Source organism: Myxococcus sp. CA056, assembly GCF_013336715.1.
Lineage (GTDB): Bacteria > Myxococcota > Myxococcia > Myxococcales > Myxococcaceae > Myxococcus > Myxococcus llanfairpwllgwyngyllgogerychwyrndrobwllllantysiliogogogochensis.
The window spans coordinates 480,845-506,699 of record NZ_JABUMT010000003.1; the positions used below are offsets into that span (position 1 = coordinate 480,845).

General features: G+C 69.6%; 19 protein-coding genes. 5 read left to right on the forward strand and 14 right to left on the reverse strand.

What is annotated here, in order from left to right; all coding sequences use genetic code 11:
- Window positions 1-49: 49 nt before the first annotated feature.
- Complete coding sequence (locus HUA76_RS16420; RefSeq protein WP_174461412.1) at window positions 50-619, forward strand: nuclear transport factor 2 family protein; 570 nt, start codon at window positions 50-52, stop codon at window positions 617-619.
- Here HUA76_RS16420 and HUA76_RS16425 read toward each other — a convergent pair.
- Window positions 602-1,393: a trans-aconitate 2-methyltransferase gene (locus HUA76_RS16425; RefSeq protein WP_174461413.1), complete on the reverse strand. Its 792-nt coding sequence runs from the start codon at window positions 1,391-1,393 to the stop codon at window positions 602-604. The two genes, HUA76_RS16420 and HUA76_RS16425, sit on opposite strands and share 18 nt — an antisense overlap.
- Before the next feature lie 28 nt (window positions 1,394-1,421).
- Window positions 1,422-1,823 (reverse strand): GFA family protein, encoded by a 402-nt coding sequence (locus HUA76_RS16430; RefSeq protein WP_141641014.1) that lies wholly within the window; start codon window positions 1,821-1,823, stop codon window positions 1,422-1,424.
- Between the two features lie 300 nt (window positions 1,824-2,123).
- On the opposite strand from HUA76_RS16430, the gene HUA76_RS16435 reads away from it, so the two are divergent.
- A complete protein-coding gene (locus tag HUA76_RS16435; RefSeq protein ID WP_174461414.1) occupies window positions 2,124-2,750 on the forward strand; it encodes a LysE family translocator in 627 nt (208 codons plus the stop codon).
- Window positions 2,751-2,831: 81 nt separating this feature from the next.
- On the opposite strand, the gene HUA76_RS16440 is transcribed toward HUA76_RS16435, so the two are convergent.
- From HUA76_RS16440 to HUA76_RS16460, 5 genes are all read right to left on the reverse strand, one after another.
- Entirely contained in the window at window positions 2,832-3,791 is a 960-nt protein-coding gene (locus HUA76_RS16440; protein WP_174461415.1) for a hypothetical protein, read from the reverse strand.
- Between the two features lie 38 nt (window positions 3,792-3,829).
- The gene (locus HUA76_RS16445; protein WP_174461416.1) at window positions 3,830-5,395 is read right to left on the reverse strand and encodes a hypothetical protein; all 1,566 of its coding nucleotides are present in this window, start codon (window positions 5,393-5,395) and stop codon (window positions 3,830-3,832) included.
- A 275-nt stretch (window positions 5,396-5,670) separates the two neighbouring features.
- The gene (locus HUA76_RS16450; RefSeq protein ID WP_174461417.1) at window positions 5,671-6,990 is read right to left on the reverse strand and encodes a DUF418 domain-containing protein; all 1,320 of its coding nucleotides are present in this window, start codon (window positions 6,988-6,990) and stop codon (window positions 5,671-5,673) included.
- A gap of 82 nt (window positions 6,991-7,072) precedes the next feature.
- Window positions 7,073-7,540 carry an ATP-dependent DNA helicase gene (locus tag HUA76_RS16455; RefSeq protein WP_174461418.1) on the reverse strand — a complete coding sequence of 156 codons (468 nt, stop codon included), beginning with the start codon at window positions 7,538-7,540 and terminating at the stop codon, window positions 7,073-7,075.
- 150 nt (window positions 7,541-7,690) lie between these two features.
- Window positions 7,691-9,115 carry a hypothetical protein gene (locus tag HUA76_RS16460; RefSeq protein WP_174461419.1) on the reverse strand — a complete coding sequence of 475 codons (1,425 nt, stop codon included), beginning with the start codon at window positions 9,113-9,115 and terminating at the stop codon, window positions 7,691-7,693.
- Between the two features lie 376 nt (window positions 9,116-9,491).
- On the opposite strand from HUA76_RS16460, the gene HUA76_RS16465 reads away from it, so the two are divergent.
- Together HUA76_RS16465 and HUA76_RS16470 are read left to right on the forward strand one after the other, a co-directional pair.
- Window positions 9,492-9,875 carry a hypothetical protein gene (locus tag HUA76_RS16465; RefSeq protein ID WP_141646907.1) on the forward strand — a complete coding sequence of 128 codons (384 nt, stop codon included), beginning with the start codon at window positions 9,492-9,494 and terminating at the stop codon, window positions 9,873-9,875.
- 58 nt (window positions 9,876-9,933) lie between these two features.
- Complete coding sequence (locus tag HUA76_RS16470; protein WP_174461420.1) at window positions 9,934-13,506, forward strand: hypothetical protein; 3,573 nt, start codon at window positions 9,934-9,936, stop codon at window positions 13,504-13,506.
- 371 nt (window positions 13,507-13,877) lie between these two features.
- Here HUA76_RS16470 and HUA76_RS16475 read toward each other — a convergent pair whose 3' ends face one another.
- From HUA76_RS16475 to HUA76_RS16500, 6 genes are all read right to left on the reverse strand, one after another.
- A complete protein-coding gene (locus HUA76_RS16475; RefSeq protein ID WP_174461421.1) occupies window positions 13,878-14,780 on the reverse strand; it encodes a hypothetical protein in 903 nt (300 codons plus the stop codon).
- A 90-nt stretch (window positions 14,781-14,870) separates the two neighbouring features.
- Window positions 14,871-15,761 carry a neutral zinc metallopeptidase gene (locus tag HUA76_RS16480; protein WP_174461422.1) on the reverse strand — a complete coding sequence of 297 codons (891 nt, stop codon included), beginning with the start codon at window positions 15,759-15,761 and terminating at the stop codon, window positions 14,871-14,873.
- Between the two features lie 123 nt (window positions 15,762-15,884).
- Window positions 15,885-18,638: a pitrilysin family protein gene (locus HUA76_RS16485; RefSeq protein WP_174461423.1), complete on the reverse strand. Its 2,754-nt coding sequence runs from the start codon at window positions 18,636-18,638 to the stop codon at window positions 15,885-15,887.
- A 116-nt stretch (window positions 18,639-18,754) separates the two neighbouring features.
- On the reverse strand, window positions 18,755-20,305 hold the full coding sequence (locus HUA76_RS16490; RefSeq protein ID WP_174461424.1) for a GMC family oxidoreductase: 1,551 nt from the start codon (window positions 20,303-20,305) through the stop codon (window positions 18,755-18,757).
- Window positions 20,302-20,919, reverse strand: coding sequence for a gluconate 2-dehydrogenase subunit 3 family protein (locus tag HUA76_RS16495; RefSeq protein ID WP_141646901.1), 618 nt, complete (start codon window positions 20,917-20,919; stop codon window positions 20,302-20,304). The genes HUA76_RS16490 and HUA76_RS16495 overlap by 4 nt, the downstream gene beginning before the upstream one ends.
- A gap of 102 nt (window positions 20,920-21,021) precedes the next feature.
- Window positions 21,022-21,915 carry a spermidine synthase gene (locus tag HUA76_RS16500; RefSeq protein WP_174461425.1) on the reverse strand — a complete coding sequence of 298 codons (894 nt, stop codon included), beginning with the start codon at window positions 21,913-21,915 and terminating at the stop codon, window positions 21,022-21,024.
- Between the two features lie 92 nt (window positions 21,916-22,007).
- Between HUA76_RS16500 and HUA76_RS16505 the strand changes: the two genes are divergently transcribed.
- Window positions 22,008-24,134, forward strand: a complete 2,127-nt coding sequence (locus HUA76_RS16505; protein ID WP_174453659.1) for an ATP-binding domain-containing protein — start codon at window positions 22,008-22,010, stop codon at window positions 24,132-24,134.
- Here the strand turns inward: HUA76_RS16505 and HUA76_RS16510 are convergent.
- The gene (locus HUA76_RS16510) at window positions 24,100-25,803 is read right to left on the reverse strand and encodes a PAS domain-containing sensor histidine kinase (protein WP_174453230.1); all 1,704 of its coding nucleotides are present in this window, start codon (window positions 25,801-25,803) and stop codon (window positions 24,100-24,102) included. The two genes, HUA76_RS16505 and HUA76_RS16510, sit on opposite strands and share 35 nt — an antisense overlap.
- Window positions 25,804-25,855 lie beyond the last annotated feature (52 nt).

The following is a 25,855-nucleotide window of genomic DNA, read 5'->3' on the forward strand; positions in this document are numbered from 1 at the left end:
CCCTCGCGCTCCACCCCGGGGCTTTCGCACCGACCCGAGGACACTCTCCATGCACACGCACAAACTCGCGCCGCTCGCGGCGTCGTTGCTCACCCTGCTCGGCTGCGCGAGCACCCAAGAGGGCTCGGCCATGTCCTCGCGCATCGCCACCGCGGGCGTCTCGAATGTCGAGGCGTACCCCATCGACCACCTCGCCCTGCGCTCGCTCATCGAGCGCTTCGCGGACGCGGCGAATCACCAGGACTGGGCCGCGACGGAGGAGATGTTCGCGAAGGACGCGGTGTGGGAGGTCCTCGCTCCCCCACCGCTGGGTTGGACCTTCGAGGGACGCGACGCCATCCGAAAGGGCATGGCCGGCAATGCCGAGAGAATCAACCTGCGGGTCCAGAGCGTGACCCCCATCGTCGTCCACGTCGAGAGCCCGGAGCGAGCCACCGCGAGGTCCACCCTGGACGAAGTCCTTCGCTTCAAACAAACCGGGCTGGACCGGAGGATTGTCGGCACCTACTCCGACCAGTTCGTGAAGCAGGACGGACACTGGAAGTTCTCTCGGCGTACCTTCCGGCTTCGCTACGACGAAGAGGTCTTCATGCCCCCGTCCTCACGTCCCGCGCCGTGAGCCAACTCCGGGCGAGGACGAGGCCTCGCGCGACTCGCGACGCTTCACGGCGACGAAGGTGTCGTACGGCGCGCCCTCCAGGGTGCGCGTCTCCAGGCAGGCGTCGAGCCCCACCTCGTCGAAGAGGCGCAGCCACGTCGCCCTCGAAAAGAGGCCATTCAGGTGCACGTCGTGGACGGAGCGGACGCTGCCGTCACGCTCCTTCAGCAACATCGCGAAGTGGGTCTCCGAAGTGTTGCTCCCCGGCTTCGGCGGCAGCGTCCACATGAGGTAGCGCAGGGAGCGCGAGCCCCGGCCCGGAGCCTCGGGCTCGTCGCCCCCTTCCGTGCTCGAGCCCGGCACGAAGCTCTCCTGCGTCGCATCCGGCGCCACCAGGACGACTCCACCTGGGCGCAGGTGCATCGCCGCCGTCTCCAGCGCCGAGCGCAGGTCCGTCTCCGTCGTCATGTATTCGACGGCGTCGTGGATGAACACGGCGTCGAACTCGCGGCCCAGGCGCACGGTCCGCATGTCACCGGGCAGATGTTCGCACTCGGGATTGAGCTCGCGGCTGTGCTTGCGCATGCCCTCCGAGGGCTCCACCAGCGTGAGCCGGAAGTCGCGCTTGAGGAAGCTGGCGTTGTTGCCACCACCACTGCCCAGCTCCAGCACCGTCACCAAGGGGCCCGTCGCGCCGGCATGAAGCAAGCGGCGGTACTCGGACGCCTCCTCTTCGTAGTCGCTCGGAGGAGAGACCAGGGGCCACCACTCCGCCAGTTCGTCATAGAGCTTCATGCGCAGCGTTCCGTTCGAGCCAGCAGGTTCAGAGGTGACGGACCTCGGCCGGCGGCTTCTTGAAGTCGTTGTCCCGTTTGTTGACGTAGGTGATGGGGGAGCGCAGCAGCTCGTCGAGGTCCACGTCGTCGAGGCAGTTGACCTTGATGGTGTAGAACTTCCCCAGGTCCGCGTCGTCACCCCAGCCGAAGGAATGAACGCCGCAGTGCTTGCAGAACAGGTGATGGAGCTGCTTGGTGTGGAACTGGTACTCGGAGAGCGAGGACTCACCGGCCAGGAGACGGAAGTCCTCCGGCCCGATGATGGCGTGCCACAGCCGCGCCTTGGTGCAGATGGAACAGTTGCACTTGTAGGTGCCCTGGCTCAGGTCGACGTCCGCTTCATAACGGACCGCCCCACAGTGACAGCTCCCAACGTACGTCTTCTTCACGTGTGACGCTCCTCATGATGAGCCCAGGCCTCATCCGAAGCCGGAGCAGACCATGAGTGCGTCCTGATGCAACGCCGGGATTTCGCCGCGGCGATTCAGTTCATCCATGGGTGACACTCCGTGAAACGTCGTCATTCCGACGCCGTTTCAAGGACGGTGGCATGCCTCCCCTGCCCCGGCCCTGTGTCACCGTGGAGCCCGCCCTTCGGGCGTCGCGCACGCGTCATTTGCCGTGACACCGTCCCGTCCGTAGGGTGGCCTCGTCCGGGCCGGAGCGTCTTCCGGTCACGCGGCCACTCCATGGACCTCACCCTCTGGGCCACCTTCACGCTGACCATGACCCTCTTCGCCATCACCCCGGGCCCCGCCGTGTTGCTGGTGGTCTCCCAAGCGATGTCGCGAGGCTTTCGCACGGGAATGAGCGCCGCGCTGGGCATCCAGGCGGGCAATGCCGTGTACTTCCTCATCTCCGTCGCCGGCCTGGGCGCGGCGCTGGCCGCCTCCCCCTTCGCCTTCTACGGCATCCGCTATGCGGGCGCGGCATACCTCGTCTACCTCGGCGTGAGGACGCTGCTCGCCGCGAAGTACGCTCTCACGCTGGAGCAGCGTCCGAAGCCACCCCTGTGGCGCGGGGCCTTCGTGCAGGGGTTCGCAAAACAACTCGCCAACCCCAAGTCCATCCTGTTCTTCGGCTCGCTGCTTCCGCAGTTCATCCACCCGGGCCCACGGGCGGGCTTGCAGTTCGCCGTGTACGGAATCTCCTGCATCGTGGTGGAGGTGCCCGTGCTCGCCGTCTACGCCTGGCTGGGTGTCGCGGGCGGACGGGGTTCCAGCTCACCACGTGCCCTGGTCTGGCGCGAGCGACTGTCAGGCATCGCGCTCATCGGCATCGGCGCGGTGCTCGCCACGATGCGGCCACAAGCCTGAAGCCTGTCTGAACCCTGACGGAGCGTTGACGACCGGAGCCACTCGCTCCGGCCGTCGTGTCCGGCACTCACCTCGACGACATCACGGCGCGGGAGCAGGCGCGGGCGCTGGGGCGTCGTCCTTCAACGCCTCCAGCTCCCGAGCGGTGGCGGGCCGCGTCCGGGCCTTGCCCTTCTCCACGGAGATGACCGTTCCCTTGGTGCCCAGCTGGCAGACCAGCGCGTCCCCCAGCGAGGGCGCCTTCTTCACCGCGTCGCAGCGACCCACGTGCGCCACCTGTCGACGCGCGGGCTCGATGCCCAGCGCCACGGCGAAGACCTTGCCCGGGTTGCCGTCGAACGGCCCTCCGGATACCAGCGTCACCCAGGTGTCCTTGAGCAGCTCCTGAGTGTAGAGCACCTCGTAGCTCTCCGCCTTGCACTCGGCCTGGGTGCTCCCGGCCTTGCAGCGCTGGGCCCCGCGAAGCTTCTCCAACAGGGCCGAGTCCACCCGCGCGGTGAACGAAGGCGTGGGCAGCTCGTAGCGGGCCGGCCCCGCCTTCTCCAGCCCCGCGCACGGCCGCTTGCCGTCGGAGGCGGAGATGCGCAGCGCGAGCGGCACCTGCTGCGCGCCACTGGAGGGCACCATGAGGAACGCCATGCCCGCGCTCGCGAGCGACTCCGGCACCGTGACGGTGAAGGCCCCGATGAAGTCCGACATGCCCTCGTCCGAGTCGGTGAGCAGCAGGCTCAGCGAGCCGCCCACTCCCACGGGCAGCCACGCTCCCGAACGCGTCTCTTCCAGGAAGAGGCTGTTCCACAGCAGGGTGCCGGCGTCCTCCTGCTTCGGACCGATGACGGTGGGCGAAGCCCCCTCGACGTCGACGGCCATCGCCGACAGCTCCGGGTCCGGCGCGGAGCCCTCGTCCCAGGACGCGCCACTGGAGTTCGTCGTCCCGACCTTCGCCGCCAGCGGGGACACGAACAGCTCCTTGCAAGCCCGATAGTCCTGCGCCCACACGCGCGTGGAGACACAGAACACCAGCAACACCCACCGTCGCATCGTGCTTCCTCTCATCCGTCCGGGCGACATCGCCTCGGCTACAGCCCCAGGGCGTATACCTTGTTCCGGTCCACCACATAGACCCGGTCCTTCACGATGACAGGGTCCCTGAGCGAGCCACCATCCGACGTCCCCACCAGGGCCAGCTTGGTGGCGCTCCACAGCGAGGAGAGCGTCGAGACGGCGACGACGTGCAAACCCATACGCGAGGTGATGACGAGCGTGGGGATGCTCACACCGGACGCATCCTTCGTCCCCGAGGCCGCGGCGATGGAGGTGCTGCGCTTGCCCGCGAAGGGCGTCGTGGAAAAATCCAGGAGGTCACGCCCGTAGTAGGGAACGATGACGTCGTAGACGCCCGGGAGGGTCGCCGTCAGCGGCGTGCCACCGGAGAGGGCATCGAAGGAATAGAGCACGGTGCCAGCGTTGGGACCGGAGCTCTCCTGCGCGGCGACGATGGCCCGGCCCGCCACCAGCACGGGCGCCTGATAACCGGTGACTTGCGAGCTGGGAAACGGCGGGGACCGGAAGAGACTCGCGCCGTTGTAGCCCGCGTTGCGGATGTTGAACGTCACCGTGCCAGTGCCCAGGTCGCGCTCCAGGAGGTAGATGCGATTGCCCGACACGCTGATGTTGCTGGCGGGCTCCAGCGCGACTCGAGGCCAGCGAGGCGTCCCCGTGGCCAGGTCCCAGCCGAACAGGCCCGAGGCGAAGGGACGGGGCTCGTTCGCGTCGCAGTTCGTGGAGCACTGGAAGTTGTAGATGGCGGCCAGGTAGATGAAGCCGTTGTCGGTGGCGATGGAGCCCAGGCGGTCTTCCGCCGTGTCCCACTGGTGCTGCGGAAAGACGCGCGTGCCGCCGTAGTAACCGTAGGTGTTCAGCTCGAGCAGCAGGTTGCCACGCTTGTCCAGCGAGCGCAGGCCCAGCTTGGGGCCGTGGTAGTGGAGCTGGTTGTAGACCCACAGGCGCGTGCCGTCCGACAGCGACTGGCCCCAGCTGTCGTTGTTCGCCTGCTCCTGTTCCGCGTACGGCGTGGTGCCACCGGAATAGTAGTTCGCGCCGAACTGCTTGCTCCAGGTCCGGATACCGTCGTCGTTGCGGACGACGCCGTCGCGTGCCTCATAGACACCGCCGCCGACAAGCTTTTCATACGCGAAGAAGGAGGGCCAATGTCCCCGGTTGTCATTGAGCTGCCGGTCGACGCTCCACACGCTGGCGCCCGTGGCCGGGGCGATTTTCTCCAGGGCGGGGCTTCCACCAGAGCCGACGTAGTTGGGGTTGGAGTTCCATGCCAGGTAGACGCCGTCGGTGTCCGCCACCGCCCGCTCCACGCCTTGCACGGAGCGCCCCGTCCCCGCGGTGGGCGCGAACTCCCAGAGCTTGCGCAAGGGGTGCCACGCACAACCATCCGAGCTGAAGGAGCGACGTGCGTCATGCCCCATCGTGGCCCACGCATTGGTCCCCGTGCAGGGTGGCACGACGGCGGCCTCAATGACTCCCGGTGACTCAGGCGGAGGCGAGGAAGGCCCCTCCACGGAGCCTCCACACGCAACGAGCCCCACGACAGACAGCAGCAGCACCACGTCTCGCGTTCGCAGCGTCATGGCACGACCTCCACGTCAGGGCACGCCGGGAACTCCCGGACGCGCCAGGAAAGCTCCTCGCGTCACCCCGCCCTCCACCGCACCTCTCCGTAACCGCCCCGCCAGAAGCCCCCCCTGCCGCCGGGACGATGAGATGTGTCACGGGCTCCGGCAGCGTCGCGGGTGAGCGTCTCTCATGGAGCGGGCCTGGCTGTGGCGACGGGAGGACGGGTGGCCCCGACACGATAGCAGCATCCCTCCACCCGCCCCGAATGCCCGAGTCCCACCCGGTCCGCTCAAGAAGGCGCCGCCCCCACCTCGCCGTGCCCCGCGGGCAGTCGCATGGGCTGGGCCCGGCCATAGGTGAGCGAGCGCCACAGCCACTCGGCGGGACCGAAGCGGAAGCGGGCCAGCCAGAGATGGCTGAGGACAATCTGCACCGCGAAGATGCCCAGTGCCAGCAGGATGCTCCGTGAAGGTGGCAGCTTTCCGATGAGCCCCAGACCCCAGCCGTTGTAGACCCAGACGCTCACCACCGACTGCAGCAGGTAGTTCGAGAGCGCCATCCGGCCCACGGGCATCAGCACGTTGAAGACGCGCTGAACCCAGCCACGGCGGGACAGCAGCGCGAACAGGGCGACGTAGGCCGCGGCCAGCGTCAAGCAGCCCAGCTCCTGGACCACCGTCAGCACCATCATCCAGTCGCGGCTCACGAAGTCCCCCATCCCCATCGCGCGCAGCCGCCAGAGGACCAGGCCCAGCCCATTGCCAATCACGCCCAGGAACAATCCCCAGAACAACAGCCGGTGGTGCAGGCGGCGATTGCCGTCCAGGTCCTGGAGCAACAGGAGGCGCCCCGCGAGCAGTCCGAAGAGGAACCGTCCCAGGATGAGGCTCATCCAGACGAGCCGGTTGATGCGAAGGTAGGACTCGTTGTTGAAGCGGGCGGTGCCCACGAGCGCCGTCCAGAACGAGTCGCTGGAGAGCGCCTCCAACAGCCTCGTGCGCGACGCGGTCTCCAAGGCCCGCGCAGCCTTCGCCGCCTCGCCCGCCGCCTCCGCGCCGTGCAGCCAGATGGGGACGAAGCGCTCCAGGGCCGGAATCAACAGAGGCACCACCGCCATCAACGCCACGGCCCAGATGAGCACCGTCGTGTTGGAGCGGTTCCGGAACAACAGCAGCGCGAAGCCCACCATCGCGTAGGTGTGGAGGATGTCTCCGCACCAGATGGCGTACTGGTGCGTCAGCCCTATCGCGAGCAGCACCAGCAAGCGGCGCGCATAGAGCCGGACAATCGAGGAGCCTCGTGCCTCGGCTCGGGCGAGCTGGATGCTGAAGCCCAGGCCGAAGAGGAACGAGAACAGCGTCACGAACTTCTGGTTCACGAAGAACTGGTAGAGGCCCGTGGTCACCGTCTCGAGGAGCGGCGCCGCCAGGGCCTGCGCCTGCTCTCGGGGCATCATCACCCGACCACTGAACCAGGAGACGCTGTTGGAAACGAAGACGCCGCACAGGGCGAACCCGCGCAGCGCATCCAGCAGCGTCACCCGCTCGGAGGTGTCCACCGGGCGGGCATCGGCGAGTTGCACTGGCGCGGAAGAAGCAGGGTCTGACATGGGGCAAGCAGACGCCTGCTCCTTCCGTGCGTCAACCGAGGGCGCGTGACTTCAACCCCCGGTCTTCATGACGCGGTGCCACCTAACCATGCCGGGAGTATGCGCCGCAGCGCGCATGCCCGTAGCGCGCGCACTCCGCCCGCTCACGACGCTCCCGCTCCACCCGCGCCTGACGCTCGCGCTCCGCCCGCTCACGCTCCAGCCGAACCAGACGCTCGCGCTCGATTCGAGCCCGCTCACGTTCGATGCGCTCACGCTCCACCCGGGCCTGCCGCTCACGCTCGCGCTGCACCCGCTCGCGCTCCAGCCGCGCCTGACGCTCACGCTCCGCCCGGTCGCGCTCCAGCCGCGCCTGACGCTCCCCCTCGGCCCGCTCGCGCTCCACCCGCGCACGCTCCGAGTTCGAACGCGAATCCAGGCGCTGGTCGCGAACCCACTCGGTGACGCCCGGGGTCGAGACAGGGGAGGCACCATGCACCGACTGCGCGAGGACAGGAGAAGCCACCGTGAGGGAGCACACCACCAGGACTCGCATCAGCTTGCTGTACATGACGACCTCCTTCGCAGCGGGTTGCGCCGCGTTCTGTACAGTCTGACGGGGCCCCCTCCCACCTATTCAGTCGAGCCCACGCCCCCGCACGGCGCGACACCGCGAGTCCGGGTCTCCCTGGGAAGACGTCCCGAAGCCCCACACACGCCGTCACGCCTGGCGCGACGGAGGCTGGGCAAGCCACAAGGCCCCGGCGGCGAACGTGGCGATGACCGTCCAGTAGTAGAAGCGGAACTCGGCGCTCACGCTGACGGGGAAATACGCCAGCGCGTAGGTGACTCCGGACGCGGCCACACAGAACATCAACCCACCGTCTCGCGCGCGACGCCGCCAGCCCACGACGGCCAGCGCCACGGTCAGCACCAGCCAGGACCCGCCGCGGATGAAGATGTCGGGACAGGCAGCCCGCATGGCCGCCCAGCCCCGATGAAGCAGGGTGTGCTTGCGCAGCGTCAGGCCCAGGTCATTCTTGTCGATGCTCTGGAAGAAGCCCCCCTCCTCCCGGTAGTAGTTCCCGGCGAAGTCCTCCATGCCGAGGTTCGCGACATAGGCCGCCCAGCGATGCCGCAGATAGGCCCCCGGGTAGGCGCGCACGACCCGCAGCCACTCCCGCGTCAGGGGCTCCTTCGCCGCGCGGAACGCCCCCACGGAGATGGCGCCCCGCTCAGGGTCTCCCCACAGAATCGGGGCCAACGAGCGCCGATGGTAGATATGGGCAATCCGCGTCGCATCCCACTTCCACAGCGCCACGAGCGGCGAGCCCTCCATCGCCGCGGGCTCATGCGCGTAGACGCCCACCACGTCGAACACCAACAGCGCGCCCCCAATCCAGTCCTTCTTCGCGTCCACGGCGCGATTGAGGATGCCTGGCGCCGAGGCCAGCACCGCGAGGAGCCCCACGCTGGCGAGCACCGGCCTCACCCTGCCCTTCATCAGCATGGGCACGCGCGCCACCACCATGGGCACCAGCAGCATGCTGGCGGTGATGGCGTTGTGGCGCGTCAACGTCGCCGCGACCATGAAGGCGAAGGCCCAGCCGGGTCGCCTCCAGGCGAGAAACACCACTGCCCACAGCAGGGCCACCCCGTTGAACGTGTCCTTCCAGAGCGTCACTCCCACCGCCCAGTTGCTGGGAATGAACCAGTAGACGACCAGCAACACGAGCGCGGCCAGCCCTCGTCGCCCGGTCAGGCCCCCGAGCAACAGGAGCGGGCCCAGCGCCAGTCCCACCAGTTGGAAGGCGAGCACCGGCCACGTCGAGCCGGCCAGCAGGAAGGTCTTGCCCAGGACGAAGGCGAAGAAGGGCGAATGCCAGTCCGAATAATTCCCCGTTCGCCCCTGGTACAGCATGTCGAGTGAGTCGCTGGACAGCAGTCCGGGCTGGAAGGCCGCGAACAGCAGCGCGAACCAGAGGAACGTCAGGCCCAGCCGGACGTGCCACCCTCCCAGCACCGCGAGCAGGCGCGTCCCGACGGCCACCTTTTCGGCGGCGGCTCCGTCGACCTGGGGGGAGGGACCTCCCGAAGCGGGCGCCACCTTTTCCGCTTCCTGCACTGGCTGAACTTCCGTCCCCATGTCAGCGCGCCCTCGTCGCGAATGAATTCGCGCGGAGATTGTCAGGCTGGCACGGCAAATCCAAGCGACTCATGCGCCGTCGGGGACCACCGAGCGGTCAACCTTCCGCGCAGCCGGGTGTCTTGTCCGGGTCTGGAAAAGGGTGTGCGCGATGGGGTGCCGCGTCGTCGTCTCCCTCGGCCACGCCGGGTGTATGGCCGGGCACCTCGTCCTCATAGCCTGACTCACGGTCCCTCCAATCCCCCAAGGGCTCGCTTCCTCGCTGTCGCTCGTCGATGTCTGGCATCACGGCCTCCTGTCTCTCCTTGAAAGATAGGCAGTGTCGGCCCAGGTCGGCGCGGACCTGAGCGATGATGCGAGGCCATCGGGAGGATGCATGGCCAGGTATCTCGGCAGGACCCTTCGCCAGTTCCGCGACAGCGCCAGCCGGCTCGTCCAGAACGCGGCGGCCCTGGCGGTGACCGTGTTCGTCGTCCTGCGACCCGACCGCGCGGGGAGCGAGCGAGCCCAGCGCAACGCCGAACGCCTCATCACGGCCTGCAGGGCCTTCCAGGCGCGACATGGCCAGCTGCCCCAGACCCTCGCGGAGCTCGTTCCCGAGTTCCTCCCCGAGCTGCCCCCGGCGAAACACGGCGGGCCCCATTTCGGCTTCACGTACGACGTGAGCAACGGGCGACACGTGCTCGGCTGGACGGACCGGATTCCCTTCGGACGTCCCTTCTATGTCTTCGAGGAAGACCGCTGGGGTTATCTGGACTGAGGGCCTCCTCCCTGGGGGCATGCACGGAGCGCTTCGTCTTGGGCTAACGTCCCCCGGAATGCACCTCACGCGCCTCTCTACCGCCGTGCTGTTGCTGTCCCTTGCCATCGCCGGATGTGACCGGGGCTCGACGGCACCGCCCGTGGCCGCCGCGCCGAAGCCACCGGTCGCCCCCGAGAGCTTCCTCAAGGCGGGCCTCGCGGCGCCTGTCACCGTCGCCGGCGTTCCCGACCTCGGAGAGGTGGACGTCGCGGAGCTTCGCGATGCCGTTGCGGACCCGCGGACCCTCAGTGAGCAGGACCTGGAGCAGCTGCTCCAGAATGCCCAGGCGTCTGCTCAGGGTGCCCCGAGTCCCACGGGGGAGCTGGAGCCGGTGGAAGGCCTCCCGGCGGTCGAGGCGGAGCGGGTAGCGCCCCACGGGGACATACCGCCTCCACCTCCACCTCCACCGCCCGCGCCCTCCGCCTCGCCCCCTCGACCGGCTGATGCCGCCATGGAAGAAACCGCCAGGGCCGCCTCGTCGGCGGGCGAAATGGACATGCGCCGGAGGGAGGTCATCCAGATCATCAAGGGCGGTCCGGATAGAGCGGGAGGAGGAGCTCCGGGCTCGCCAGCGAAGCGGATGAAGGATGGCCCGGAGCCCGCCGCGAACCTGCCGACCCCCGTGCTGCCCAAGGTGGACACCGCGCCTCGCGCCGCCAAGGTGCTGGTGCGCGACGAGTCCGGTCGCTATCAGCCGCTGAAGACGCGTGCGATTCGAGTGGTGACGTACATCCAGGGCGCCCGCGCGCGCACGGTGGTGGACCACCTCTTCGAGAACGACACGAACCACAACCTGGAAGGCACCTTCTACTACCCGCTGCCCGGAGGCGCGTCCGTGGCGGGCTTCGCGCTCTACTCGGGCTCCGTGGCGGTGAATGCCCCGTCCCTCTTCCAGTCGTCGGACCTGCTGCCGCCCCTGGGCGACGGCACCTCGAACGTGGAGCAACTGACCGCCGCCGCGCCCCCCAGCCCCCCGGGTGCGAAGCGCTCATGGGGCGCCCCCCAGGAGGCCCGCGTCGTCGAGCAGAAGCGCGCGCGCGAGGTCTACGAGGATATCGTCCGCAACAACGTCGACCCGGCGCTGCTGGAGTGGGCCGGGGCTTCCACCTTCAGCGCGCGCGTCTTCCCGCTGCCGCCCCGCTCCCTGAAGCGCGTGGTCATCGCCTATGAGCAGACGCTGCTCCATGACGGCCAGCGCCTGCGCTACACGTGGCCCCTGCCCGTCGGCGCGGGCAAGGACCTCCAGGTGTCCGCGCGCGTTCACGTGGACCCGCGTCACACGCAAGACGTGCTGGTGGCACCCGACACGAAGGAGAAGCCACGGGAGCTGGGCGCGTGGCGTACCTACGATTTGCCCAAGCTCACGGGCGACGGTGCGCTGTCGGTGGCCCTCACGCCGAAGAACGCCGAAGCGGATGTCCTGGTGGGCCGGGACGACGCGGGCCTTCCGGGTCACGCGTTCCATGCCCGCGTGCGCCTGCCCGCGCGCCTGACGTCGGAAGCGGAGGGGCCGCCCACCGGTCGCGCCGTGCTCGTGGTGGACACCTCGCTGGCCACGGAGGACGGCAACGCCTGGGCGCTCCAGGCCGCCACCCTGCGCGCGCTCCTGGAGAAGGACTCCACGCTGAAGGAGTACGCTGTCCTCCTCTTCGACGTGCGGCCCCGGTGGCTGCACGGAACGGGCTGGCGGACCAATGACTCCGCCCGGCGCCAGGAGACGTTCTCCGAGCTGGAGCGTGTCTACCTGGAAGGCGCCTCCCACGTGGATGGCATGCTGACGGAGCTGGACCGGGCCGCCGGTGAGTGGCTCAAGCCGGCGAAGCCCGGTGAGCGCGTGACGGCCTTCCTCCTGTCGGACGGCAACGTCACCTGGGGCCAGAGCACCATCGAGTCACTCATCTCCCGCCACGGCAGCACGGAGGCCCTGCGCTGGGTGACGTACCGCTTCGGCGAGTCGGCGGTGAACACGGAGCTGTTCGACGCGCTCTCCCGGGCCAGCGGCGGCCGGAGCGTGACGGTGCTCTCCGGGGCCCAGGTGGATGCCGCGGCGAAGGCCCACCGCGCCATGTCCGTGGTGCTCACCCGCGTGGAGGTGAAGGGCGCCGCCGTGAAGGACCTGGTCGTCGCCGGACGGCCCCACCTCGTGTTCCCCGGCCAGGAGCTGCTGGTGGCCGGACGGCTGCCGGAGAAGGGCACCCCGGAGCTGGTGGTGGCGACACGCGCGGGCGACGTGGAGCAGACGCTCAGCGTGCCCCTGTCCACCGAAGACAACAGCACCTTCGCGCCGCGCGCCTGGGCCGACCTCTTCGTCACCCGGATGGTGTCCCTGGACGACGTGCGACTGGACCGGATGGTGGTGGCGCTCAGTCAGCACTACCGGCTGGCCAACGCGCGCGCGTCCATGCTCGTGCTCGAGTCCACGGCGGACTACGAGCGCTTCGCCATCCAGAACGAGAGCGTGGAGCTGGATGCGCTGGAGACGCTGCGCAAGCGCGAGCAGGACCAGCGCAAGGACAAGCTCCAGGGCCTCGGCATGGACGCTGTGCCCAAGTCCGGGCTCGCCGTGGTGCGGTCCCTGACGGAGCATCGCTCCGCCCTGGCGCCCCTGATGAAGCGTCAGCCCCTGCGGGACGAGCCCTACGCGGGTGGAGAGCCCCGGCTCACGGCGGAGCTGGCCTACCGCAAGGCACGCCGTGAGAACCGCGACGACGTGACGCTGTACGAAGGCATCGCTCGCCAGCGCGCCTTCGCCGGAGACACCGGGGGCGCGCTGCGCGCCCTGTCCTCGCCCGTGGAGCTCAGGCCCAAGGACGCGGAGGCCCTGCGTCTGGTCGGCTACGGCCTGCTGGCCATGGGACAGTTCCCCGCCGCGGCGGAGCTGTTCGAGCACGTCCGCCTCAACCGCCCCTTCGAGGGACAGGCCTTCCTGGAGGAAGCCCTCGCGCTGGATGCCTCCGGGCGCTACGCCGACGCCGCGCGCAACTACGAAATCGTCCTCGCGGGAGGCCAGTGGCGACACCCCGTGGAGCTGCGTCTGGTCGCGGCGTATCACTACGGGCGCCTGCTCTCCGCGCTGGCACGACATCCCCGCGCGGAGTCCTTCGCGTCCGTGCTGAAGACGCGCATTGGCGAAATCCAGGAGGCCAGCACGGTCTGGTACGGCGGCATGTCCCCCACGCCCATCGACTACCAGCTCACCACCCACTGGAACTCGGACATGACGGACATCGACCTGTGGGTCATCGAACCCAACGGCGAGCGCTGCTTCTACCAGCACAAGGAGACCCGGCTGGGTGGCCAGCTCTACTGGGACATCACCGATGGCCTGGGCCCGGAGCTGTACCACGCGCGCAAGGTGGCCCCCGGCCCCTACCACGTCGTGGTGCATTTCTACGGGCACCGCGCGCCCAAGCTGTCCGTCCCCACCGCGCTGCTGCTGGTGAGCGACAAGGGCGTCTTCTCCTCCGGGGACTCCTACCAGCGGCGCTTCCAGCTGCGCATCCTCCCCAAGAACGACGCGAGGCTGCTGCTGCGCCGCGAGGAGTTCATCCCGCGCAAGACGGCCCTCTCCGCCGAAGGCCAGCCCTGAGCCACACGACTCCGCTCCATCCGCGAGAGGTCCGGCATGCATCACGGACGAAAACCCCGGGGACCCATCGGACGCGTCGGTGGCCTTCGCCGTGTCGAAGGCGCTGATGGCGTCCTCCGGGTCCGCGCCCTGGAGCGCGTCTCCGGCCCCGAGCGTATCGAGGCACGAGACGTGACAAGGCGATCCTTCTCGGAGGCACTGGACCGCGCCTCGCGAGGGCTTCACAGCACGGAGCCCCTGCCCTCACCGTCGCCGCGCCGTGACTCGCCGCCACCGAGGCCGCGCAGCGACGACGAGGAGTCACTGCTCCCGCCAGAGCCACCGCCGGAAGGCTTCCTCGGAATGCTCTGGTGGAAGGTGAAGGGACGTCGCTAGAAGGTGAGGCCCGCGCCCAGGTACGGACCATGGAGCCGGTCCTGGTGGGCCACGCCGTCGACCGTGCCCTGGTCATCCAGGTACACGCCTCGCCAGCCGCCTCGCAGCATGAGGCTCCCCAGGTGCAGGGCCAGCCCCACCGTGCCGTCGAGCTGGAGGTATGGCCACGGCGTGAGCTGCGTGCGCGCTTCCAGGTCCAGGGGGCCCAGCACGCAGGCCTCGAAGGACACCCCCACGCTGGGTCCGACGAGCATCACATCCGGCGCATACGCCGTGCTCACGCCGGCCTCCGCGCGCAGCCGCAGGTGCTCGCGCACGAGGAACGCATGCGTCACGTGCGCCTCCACCAGCGTGAGCCTGTCCCTCCCCTCCGTCCCGTCATCGGTGGGCAACGACAGCCGCAGCACGTGGCCCTCCACGCCGAAGCGGCGAAACTCCAACCCCACGAACATGTCGGCGCCCTTCGCGTCACCCCGCCAGAGCAGGTTCTGCGCGCCCATGCGGAAGGACACCGGCACCGCGTGCCGACGCTCCGTGCTCAGCTCGGTGGTGGCCACGCCCGGAGGAAGGTTCGCGTCGACCTGCTGGTTCAGGTGGGTGCCCGTGTTGGCAATCGCATGGACCATGCCCTGGAGCATCCACCCCACCACGCTCCCCACCACCTCGTTGCCCAGGTCATCCAGCGAGTCGTCGCTCCCCGAGTCGGAGGACTCATCGTCGGAGTCGGAGTCCTTGTCGTCGTCATCGGCATCGTCTTCCTTGCCGATGGCGGTGGCCTCGTGGGTGTCCGACGTCGAATCGCTCGGCTTGGAGCGCTTGCCGAAGCGGGCCTCCGCCGGCACGGCCAACAGCAGGCCCAGGAGCAGTCCCGCGGACCATCTGGCTTGAATTGAAGGCACGCCCCCTCCGACATCGCTGGCCGCGGATCCGTTCCACGGGGGGGCCATTCAAGCGCGGGAAGGGGTCTGGACGCCAATCGTCCCGGTGAGTCAGCGACGACGGCGCGACGGCGTGGACGCCTCGGAGAACGTGTCACACGCCTCCAGGGTGCCCTGCGACAGGCCTCGCTTGAACCACGAGACGCGTTGCTCCGAGGAGCCGTGGGTGAAGGACTCGGGGACGACGTAGCCCCGGGTACGACGCTGGAGCGTGTCGTCGCCAATGGCGGTCGCCGCGCCCAGCCCCTCCTCCACGTCCCCCGCCTCCAGCACCTGGCGCTCCTTCTGCGCATGGTGGGCCCAGATGCCGGCGAAGCAGTCCGCCTGGAGCTCCTGGAGCACCGACAGCGCGTTGGCGTCCTCGGGAGAGGCCCTGCGCCGTGCGGCCTGCACCTGCTCGGAGATGCCCAGCAGGTTCTGCACGTGGTGGCCCACCTCGTGCGCCACCACGTAGGCCTGGGCGAAGTCACCCGGCGCGCCGAAGCGACGGTCCAGTTCGTCGAAGAAGTCGAGGTCCAGATACACGCGCTGGTCCGGCGGGCAGTAGAACGGCCCCACCGCGCTCTCCTGGAGCCCGCATGCGGACCGCACCGCACCGGAGAAGAGCACCAGCCGGGGGTCCACGTAGCTCACGCCTCGCGGCTCCAACAGGCCCGGCCACGTGTCCTCCGTGTCCGCGAGGATGACGGACACGAAGTCCTTGAGCTCCGCCTGACGCGGGTCCTCGGGCGCGCCCGAGCCTCCCGTGCCGTAGTCGCGAGAGGTCCCCTGACCGCCCCCGGAGTTGGTCGAGGAGATGACCGACGGGTCTCCTCCCAGCAGCATCACCAGCAGCGCCACCACCAGCGAGGCGGCACCACCGCCCACCGCCAGCGGACGTCCGATTCCACTGCCCCGCCGGTCTTCCACATTGGAGCTGCGACGTCCTCCCTGCCACCGCATGCCTGCCCTCCTCCTCGACGGATGCTCCGTCGGGGCAAGGTAGTCAGCGCCGGAGCGGAAGGACGCGCCGCACGGCCCCCTCGCCTGGCCGACCGCGCGCCAGGCAAGGGAGCAGCCAGGCGATCAAGGCACCGACAGCGCCTGGAGCGCGGTGCGGGCCTGGCCCTCGTCGGCGACCACCCCGACCACCAGTCGCTTCAAGCAACCGTCGAACTCCTGCTTCAGCGCGGCGGACGTCACGGCCTGGAGATGGGCGGGACGCTGGGCCAGCGACTCTGGCGGGAAGCCGCGCACGCGCGCGTCCAGCAGCGCCTGCACCCATGCCTCCGAGGAGATGTACGACACCGCCTGCCTCGCGAGCAGCCGCGTGCGGGCCCGCGAAAGCTCCCGCTCATCCACGTTCGTGGCGAAGTTGGAGAGCATGGCCTGGACGGACTTCGCTCCCTCCGCCATGCGCTGCGCGTCCACCACGCCCTCCACCACCAGGTGGGAGGCGCCGCCGCGGGCCAGCCACGTACTCGCGCTGAAGCCGTAGGAGGCACCCTGCTGCGAGCGCAGCTCGTTGAACGCATACGCCGACACCAGCTCCGCCATCAGCGAATAGCGCGCCTCCGCCTCGGGGGTGGCCGTGGGCAACCGGCAGGCCAGCTGCAGGTGGCCCTGGCTCGCGCCCGGGCGGGGCGTGACGAGCGTGCGGGCCTTCGCGGAGGGCTCGGGCAGCGACGGCGCCGCGGGCACACTCACTGCCGTGGCCGGCCCGTGCTTCCAGCCGCCCAGGTACTCGCGCACCAGGGGCTCCACCGTCTTCACGTCGAACTCACCGGCGATGACCACCACCGTGTTGGCGGGGCGGTACACATCCCCAATCCAGGACTGGACCTCGTCCCAGGTCACCTGCGCCATCTCCTCACCCGTGGCGTCCCGCGAGTAGGCGTGGGCCCCATAGAGGGCCTTCATCAGCTCGCGCTCCGCCCGGACTTCCGGGTGCGCATCCACCGCGCGGCGCCACGGCACCACCTGCTCCTGCAGGTACTTCACCGCGTCCAGAGAGGTCCTCGTGGTGGACAGCTGCTCGGACAGCATCGCCAGCATGTTGCCGACGTTGCCGGCGGTGCCCGACACCTCGATGCGCTGGTGGTCCCTGCGCATGGAGTCCCACACGTGCAGGCCCCAGTGGCTGGCATGGCCCTCGAACCACGACTCGCGGAAGGAGCCGTAGTCGGCCAGCGCCGCCGCGCCCGCACGGGCACCGTACGTGGAGCCACCGCCCAGCACCGCGCCCACCCGCACCACGGGCAGCCCCGGCCTCGGCGCGAGCAGCACCTCCATGCCGTTGTCGAGCTTCAGCGTCTGCACGGGCGCGGACAGGGCCGTCAGCATGGACGGGGTGATGCGCTGCTCGGCCGTCAGGGTGGAGTACTCCACCGGCAGGGGCGGGGGCGCCGCCACCGAGACGCCAGCGCTCTCACCCGGCCGCACCAGGATGATGCGAGCCCTGTCTCGCTGGAGCCACTTGTAGGCGAAGTCCGTCACCTTGCCGCCATCGATGGTCATCAGCGCCATCTGCGAGCGGGTGTAGCCGCGCACATCGAGCATGAAGTGCGTCAACTCCGCGCGGCGGACGGTGCGCGCCATCAGGTCCTCGGACTCCAGCACCATGCCGGTGATGACGTTGCGGCGCATGGACTGGAAGTCGAACTCGCGGCCGAGCACCGCTCCGGCATTGATGGTCTGCGTCCACGTCTCGTGGACCTGGTCCAGCACCTTGTCCGCGGACTTGCGCGGGTGCTCTCCCGTGGTGAGCGCCACGCGAACCACCAGCAGCGACGAGCGCGTGCCAGCCACCACCTGCGTGCCGATGCCGGCGATGTCGCCGTCATTGCGCATGGCCCCCTGCAGGTTCCGGTTCAGGTTCACCCGGACGAAGTCATGGATGGCGCTGGCCTCGTCGAAGGAGCGCGGCAACACCCAGGACAGGTACAGCTCGGGCGAGCCGACGGATGCCTTGAACTCCGGAATCGACGGCGAGGCGGCCTTCAGCGGAGGCTCCGTCACCTGCGGCATGCGAGTGCCCACGGCCAGCGGCGCGCCAGTGCCCACCCACGCGGGGGGAAGGTTCTGCATCAGCACCGCCTCCACGGCGGCCAGGTCCACGTCCCCGGCGATGACCAGGGTGATGTTGTCCGGACGGTAGTGGTTGCGCGCGAAGCGCTGGGCGTCCGCCAGGGCGAGCGCCGTGAGCGACTCGTGCGTGCCGATGATGGGCCGCGAGTACGGGTGCTCCGCCGGATAGGCGGCGGCGTGCATCCAGCTGAAGACCTGGCCCACGTAGCCCGTCTCGTTGCGCTGGCGCAGCTCGTTGCGCACCACCTCGCGCTCCACCGCGAAGACCTCCGGCGTGACACCGGCGAGCGGAGCGGACATCCGCTGCCCCTCCATCTTCAGCAGCGCGGCCAGCGACTCCTTGGGCGCCAGCGTCTGGTAGAGCGTGTGGTCCAGGCTGGTGAAGGCATTGAACTGGCCGGCGCCCACGTCCTCCAGGCGCGTCCACACCGACGGGCTCCCCGCGTGACGCGAGCGGAACGCCAGGTGCTCCACGACGTGCGCCAGGCCCTCCTTGCCCACCGGGTCGCTGGAGCCGCCCGTTCCCACCAGGGCCACCACCGCCACCACCGGCGCGCGCGTGTCCTGCTCCACCACCACGCGCAGCCCCGAGGGCATGCGGAAATCCCGCAGAGGGAAGGACACGTCGCGCATCACGACCTGTCCACGCTGCGGCAGCGTTGAACAGGCGCCAAGCACGGCGGAAAGGACGACGACGGCCGCCGTCATCCTCCGAGCACGCGGAGAAGACCGAGACAGAATCTGGGAGCTCATATGAAATGGACTCGTGGGGGACGGCGCGCAAGGACAGGCATGCGCGCCTGGGAGACAACGAGTGCTCCATAGACCAACTGATGGCGTGAACACCATCATCGTTCCGTCATGAACTGTTACACAGCCGCGGCCACGTGCTGACTTCCCCAGTGGGCGATGCCGAGGATGGACTCCATGGGGTTGACGCCCAGCGCGGTGGGGAAGACGGAGCCATCCACGACGAAGAGGTTGTCCGCGTCCCAATAGCGCAGCGTGCTGTCCACCACGCTCGTCTCCGGGCTGCCGCCCATGGAGCAACCGCCCATCTGGTGCGCGCTGAGGACCGAGAGCTGGAGCGGGCCATAGGGCGCGTCGTCCAGCAAGCCGAGGTCCTTCTCGCTGCGCATCACCACGGGCCGCGAGTGTGGACTCGACACCTGCTCGGCACCAGCGGCGAACTGGATGCGCGCGGACACCTTGAGGGCCTCGCGAAAGGCTTCCCAGTGAAAGTCGTTGAGCGGGTAGTTCACCTTGAAGCGCGTGTATTCCCCCTCGCCGCGCAGGGCCACCGTGCCGCCCTCGTCGCCCGGGTGTACGCCATCCAGACAGATGGAGATGAGCGCATTGGCATACGGCAGCCGCGCCATCTGGTCCTGGTGCGCCGGGCCCAGGCCGGTCAACGCCAGAGAGCTCAGGATGGGAAGCAGCGGAGGCACCTCCAAGAGCCACCCCAGCCTGCCCTGCCCCCGGTCGATGAACTGCCGCGAGTACACGGTGAGCGGCGCGCCGGTATACGCCTCCACGGGCTCCCGGAAGTGGGCATTGGAGACGACCACCGGGTGCAGGAAGAGGCGCTTGCCCACGCGGCCCCGGCCGGTGAGTCCGCTGCGCAGCAACAAGCCCGGGGAGTTGATGGCGCCGCCGCACACGGCCGTCACCTTCGCCTTCACGGTGAGCCGCTTGCCGGTGGGTCGGTCCGTGCCCGGATTGAGCACCTCCGCGTGGACGGCCACCACGCGCCCGCCCTGGGTCTCCAGTCGCCGCGCGCTGACATTGGCGAACAGCCGCATCCCCTTCTCCACCGCCTCCGGGATGAGCGTCACCAGCATGGACTGCTTGGCGTTGGTGGGGCAGCCCAGGCCACACGCGCCCAGCGACGCGCACGAGCGGACGTTGCGCTTCACCGTGCCCCGGCTGTAGCCCAGCGCGCCCAATCCCTCCCACAGAATCCGGTTGTTGCGATTGGACTGCTCAATGGGCCATTCGCGGATGTTCAGCCGCTCTTCCAGCCAGTCCCAGTGCGGCGCGAGCGTGGCGGCATCCAGGCCCTTCACCCCGTGCGTGTCGCGCCAGCGCTCGAGGATTTCCGGCGGCGTGCGGAAGCAGGCGCACCAGTTGATGGCGGTGCCCCCGCCCACGGTGCGCCCCTGGAAGATGCCGATGGACAGGTCATCCGTCGCCCGGTTTCCAGCCTCCTGGTAGTAGGTCGAGTACGCCTTCGCCTCGTTCAGGTCGAAGTCGCGACGCGTGTGGTAGCCGCCCTCCTCCAGCATCACCACGTCCAGCCCGCGCTTCGCCAGCTCCAGCCCGAGCACCCCGCCGCCCGCGCCGCTGCCCACCACGCAGACATCACACGCGAGCGTCTGGTCCTCGGTCAGCTCGTCTCCCGTCCTGATGCGGCCGCTCATGGCGTGGACCCTCCGCTGCCCGCGAAGGAGCCGTCTCCAGGCCCCCGCCACACCGGAGCGTCCGCGACATGGAAGCCCTGTGGCACCACATAACCCGTGGCCGCGATGGCCGCCGGATGTGAGTAATAAGCGGCATGGGCCAGCGAGCGCAGCGCGTGAAAGGCGCCGCGACGAAACACCAGCCTCGACGTCCGCCAGTCCTCCAGCACGGCGTCCTGCGCCTCGGGAGCCAGCCGCGAGAAGGGCGTGACGCCGCCCGCGAAGAGCAGCCCCGCCAGCGCGTTGTCGAAGATTCCCAGCACGTCCCGGACCTCCCGCGCGATGGAGGGGTCTCCCCGCGCGAGCAGCCTGTCCGCCAGGAAGGCCACGCGCACCGTGTCCGCGTCCGGCCAGCCTTCACGCGGCTGGAACGCACGGCGGGCCAGGGCCTGGAATGTGGCGTACTCGCGCGGCCCGAGGACGAGCAGCCCTTCCTCAGGCAGGGGCAATGACAGCCCTTCCCGCAGGATGAGGACTCCGCTGCCCCCCAACGCGAGCAGCGCGCCTCCGAACACCCCTCGCTTGAGCAGGCCCCGACGCGACAGCGCGGGCGGCCCGACGTGAGACGGGGACATCGCATCCTCCGAAACGAAACGGGTACACGACACGCCGTGAGGCGGCAGGAGTCTATCCCGCGCGCCTCATCGAAGCGCAATCGACGGGCTCCCCTCCGCGCGTCAGGGGACCGGAGCCGGGGACGCCTGGCGTTTGTCCTTCAACACCTGTCCTGACAATTCCTTGCGCCCGGTGACGTCGGCGAAGCCTTCCAGCACCATCGCGCTCAAGTCGAAGGGCACGCCTCGCTCCCGCTCCAGCTTCTGGGCGCGGGACGCCAGGGCCTCGCGTGACTGCTTTTCGGCGGACGGCACACCCACGAAGATGCGGTTGGCGTGGTCCTCCACCTCGAAGGTGTAGAGCTGGCGGAAGCCCGCCTGCCACGTGCGCAGCATGGAGGAGAAAAGCGGATTGGGCGGGTCCTCCCAGACGTTGCCCACCACCACCCCACGCGCCGTCAGCCGCGCGCGCACCGCGGCGAGAAACTCCACCGTGCCCAGGTGCTCGGGGATGCTGTCGGGGCCGTACGCGTCCAGGAAGACGAGGTCATACGCGGGGCGCTTCGCCTCGATGAAGGCCCGGCCGTCCGCCACATGCGCCTTCAGTCGCGCGTCCTCGGTGAAGCCGAAGTAGCGCCGCGCCACGTCCACCACATCCGGGTCGATGTCCACCACGTCGATGTGCGCCTCGGGCAGCACCGCGCGCAGGAACATGGGCATGGCGCCTCCGCCCAGCCCGACAACGAGGATGCGCTGGGGACGGGGGACGAAGGCCAGCCCCACCATGGCCATGCGCGTGTAGCCCAGCTCCAGCTTCAACGGCTGCCCCGGCCACACGACGCTCTGGAGCGCGCCCGACTCGTCGAACTGGAGGTAGCGCCGGCCCTCCGCGTCCTGCGTCACCGCGACGAGCGTATAGGGCGACTGTTTCTGGTGGAGGACGGTGCGCGGACTGGCGGACGCGCACGACAGGAAGGCCAGCACCAGCAGCGCCAGGCGAGGGTTGAAGCGCCGCATGCCCACTCCTTCCGACCGCCATTCAAAGTAGCACTTCCGCCAGGAAAACCAACGGGTTGACGTGCCCCTTCGCGCGGTTCACCTTGGCGCCCATGACGCATGCGCAGGGACACCTCTCCGAAGACGTCCGGGCCATCATCGCCGAGGAGGAGGCGCTGCTGACGCGCGTCCAGGCGACGCTGGAGGCCGCGCGTCGCAAGGCCGGACGGGCGCAGGAGGACCGGGGGCTCGTCGCGCAGCTCCAGGCGCTCCGCGACGAGGCGGCGAGCGCGGCCGAGGCCGACCTTCCCCACCTCTTCTTCCAGATGGACCAGACGCGGGCCCTGCTGGACCGGCAGGAGAGCGCGCAGCTCCCGGACGCCCAGGCCCCCTACTTCGCGCACCTGCGCCTGGCTGGCGACGCCGGTCCGCGCGACTATCTGCTCGGGCGCACCACCTTCGCGGATGTGAGCGCCGGAGTGCGCGTCATCGACTGGCGCTTCGCCCCCATCGCCCGCGTCTTCTATTCGTACGAGGAGGGCGACGCGTACGAGGAACAGTTCGGCGAGCGGCTGGCCGAGGGCACCGTCGAGGTGCGCCGCCTCGTCGTCATCGAGCGAGGAGTGCTGACGCGCATCATCTCCGGCGCCCTCGTGCTGGAGCGCGCGCAGGACGGCACGTGGCATGGCGTGGGCCGAGACGTCACCGCGCTGCGAGCGGGTGGCGCGGGGTCGGCCGCTCGGCCCGGAGCCCTGGGGACGGGCAAGGGCGCACGGCGCGCGGAGGATGCCTTCGGTGTCACCGCCCTCCTGGACGCCGAGCAGTACGAGGCCGTCAGCGTGGACGCCTCGCACCCGCTGCTGGTGCTGGGCAGCGCGGGCAGTGGGAAGACGACGGTGGCCCTGCACCGGCTGGCGAAGATTGCCTTCGACGACCCGGCGAAGTACCCGCAGGCGCGGATGAAGCTCATCGTCCCCGAAGAGGGCCTGGCCCGGCTGTCGCGCCGACTGCTCGCGCCCCTGGGCCTGGGCCGCGTCTCGGTGGATACGCTGGACCACTGGCTCCTGGCCACGGCGCGCTCCGCGTTCAATCTGCCGGGCATCAAGCTGAGCCCTGAGACACCGCCGCTCGTGTCGCGCTTCAAGCGCCACCCCGCGCTGCGGCGACTGCTGCTCGGCCGCATCGGCGCGCCCAAGACACAGGCGGGCACCACGCTGGAGCGGCTGCACCGGCGCCTGGCGGACGCGTACCTGGACCGGCACTTCGTCGAAGACGTGGTGAACAAGGCGAAGGGCGAACTGCCGCGCACCGTCATCGACGAGGTGCTGGAGCACACGCGCCTGCAGCGCTCCACACCGCTGGAGAAGGAGCTCAAGGACATCACCGACCCGGAGCGACTCATCACCGTGGACGGCAAGGCGCTCGAGGACGACACGCCCTACGCCCTGGCCGGCACGGTGGACCTGGAGGACCTGCCCATCCTCATGTTCCTCAAGGCCCAGCAGGGTCCGCTCGGCCTGGAGCGACTGGCCCACATGGTCCTGGACGAGGCGGAGGACTTCTCCCTCTTCGAGCTGTTCGTCGTGCGCAAGCTGCTGGGCAAGGGCCGCAGTTGCACGCTCGCGGGCGATGAGATGCAGCAGACCGAGGCGGGCTTCGCGGGCTGGCCCGAGGCGCTCGACGAACTGGGCATCCGCGACGCGTCCACCTGCCGGCTGCAGGTCTCCTACCGCTGTCCGGCGTCCGTCGTCGAGCTGGCGCGACAGGTGCTCGGCACCCAGGCTCCGGCGGAGTCGACCGCGCAGCCGCCCCGCGCGGGCGCGCCGGTGGGCTTCCACCACTTCCCCGTCGAGGCCCAGGCCCAACTCTTCGTCGGCGAGGCCCTGAGGGACCTCGTCTCACGCGAGCCCCATGCCTCCGTGGGCGTCATCGCCAGCAGCCCCGAGTCGGCCGACGCCGTCTATCGCGTCGTCGCGGACCAGGCGTGGGCGCGCCGGGTGAAGGACGGTGAGTTCTCCTTCGAGCCCGGCGTGGACGTCACGGACGTGGGCAGCGTGAAGGGCCTGGAGTTCGACTACGTCATCCTCCCGGACGTCACCGCGCGCGCCTGGCCCGTGGATGACGAGTCCCGCCGCCGCCTGCACGTGGCCATCACCCGCACCTCCCATCAGCTCTGGGTGGTGTCCTCGGGCGCGCGCTCGCACCTCATTCCGGCGGCTGGCGCGGCAACTCCACTGTGAAGGTGGAACCCTGACCGGGCGCGCTGCGCACGAGGATGCGCCCGCCCATGGCGTCGACAATCTGCCGGACAATCCACAGGCCCAGCCCCAGGCCGCCGTAGTGCCGCTCGCTGGCCAGCCGCTCGAAGCGATGGAACAGACGCGGCTGCGCCTCCAGGGCGATGCCCACGCCCTCGTCCCGCACGGACAGCCAGGCCCGCTCCGCGTCCGCGCCCACGCTCACCTCGATGGGGTGGCCCCGGCCATACTTGATGGCGTTGGACAGCAGGTTCTGGAGCACCTGCTCGACACGCAGCCGGTCCCAACTGCCCGTCGCGGGCCCCGGCGCCTCCAGCCGCAACGAGCACCCCGCTCGCGACAGCTCCTCCGCGTAGCGCGGCACCAGCTCCCGCGTGAGCGCGGCCAGGTCCAGCTCCTCCCGCTCCAGCCGCAGCTTGCCCGCGGTGATGCGCGACACGTCCAGGAGCTCGCGCACCAGACTGGACAGTCGGGAGAGCTGCCGTTGCACGGCCATCACCTTGTTGGAGACGGACTCGGACGCCACGTCCCCGGGGCTCGCCCTGGGAGATTCCAGCTGGCGGCGCAGCGCCTGGACGTTGAGGGTCAGCGAGGTGAGCGGCGTGTTCAGCTCATGCGAGGCGACGGAGAGGAAGGAGTCCCGGGCGCGCACCGCCTCCTGCGCCTCCGTGTAGAGCCGCCCGTTGTCCAGCGACGTGGCCGCGCGCCGCGCCAGGTCCTCCGCGAGCCGCACGTCCGCCTGCGTGTAGCGCCGGCCGCCCTCGGTGTTGACGAGCGAGAGCGCCCCGAGCACCTGCCCCCGACTCATCAAGGGCACGATGATGTACGCCGTCAGGCCCAGCTCCTGCGTCGCGCGGCGCCGGGCCTCGTCGGCGATGCCCTGCGCGAGCGCTTCCGGCCGCAGCTCCGCCACGAACTCCGTGGCCCCCGTGCGCAGCACCTTGCCCACCCCGTGGGCATCATCCATCCGGATGGGGTAGCGCTCATGGTACGCACGCGTGCGCGCCACCAGCTCCGGCCGCACGTGCGCCATGGCGACCCGCCGCACGCTCCCGTCGGGCAGGGGGACGTCCACGCTGCACCCATCCGCCAGGGGAGGCACGGCGAGCGAGGTGAGCCGCTGGAGGATTTCGTCGTGCTCCAGGGACGAGGTCATCACCTCGCTGGCCTGCGCCAGGAAGGCCGCATGCCGCTGCGCGCGCCGCGTCTCGTCGTAGAGGCCCCGGAGGATGGCCTCCTGCTTCTTCTCCGCCGTGTTCTCTCGCGAGAAGACGTAGACGCGGCCATGGCCCCGGAACAGGCGCAACACGAACCAGCGGTCCTCGGACGCGAAGTGCCACTCGAAGGCTTCCGGCTCGCCCGCCGCCGCCACGCGCTGGAACCGCGCCTGGAGCTGCTCTCGCACGACCTGCGGATACAGCTCCCACAACGAGCGGCCGAGCAGCTCCGCCCGGGGGCCTCCGAAGGCACGCTCCATCGACGGGTTCGCGTAGAGGCACGAACCGTCCGGCGCGCAGACGGCGACACTCTCCGGGAACTGGTCCCACAGAACGGTGTCGAGTCCCTCCACGTCCACGGGGGACGCGGCGGCGTTGGCAAACCCTTGTCCGGTCAAGTGATGGTCCACGCGCTCGGTGCGGATGCGGGTCAAGGCCCCCAGCTCCCGCTTAGCACTTCCCTCGTGTCAGCCCACCGCTACCTCC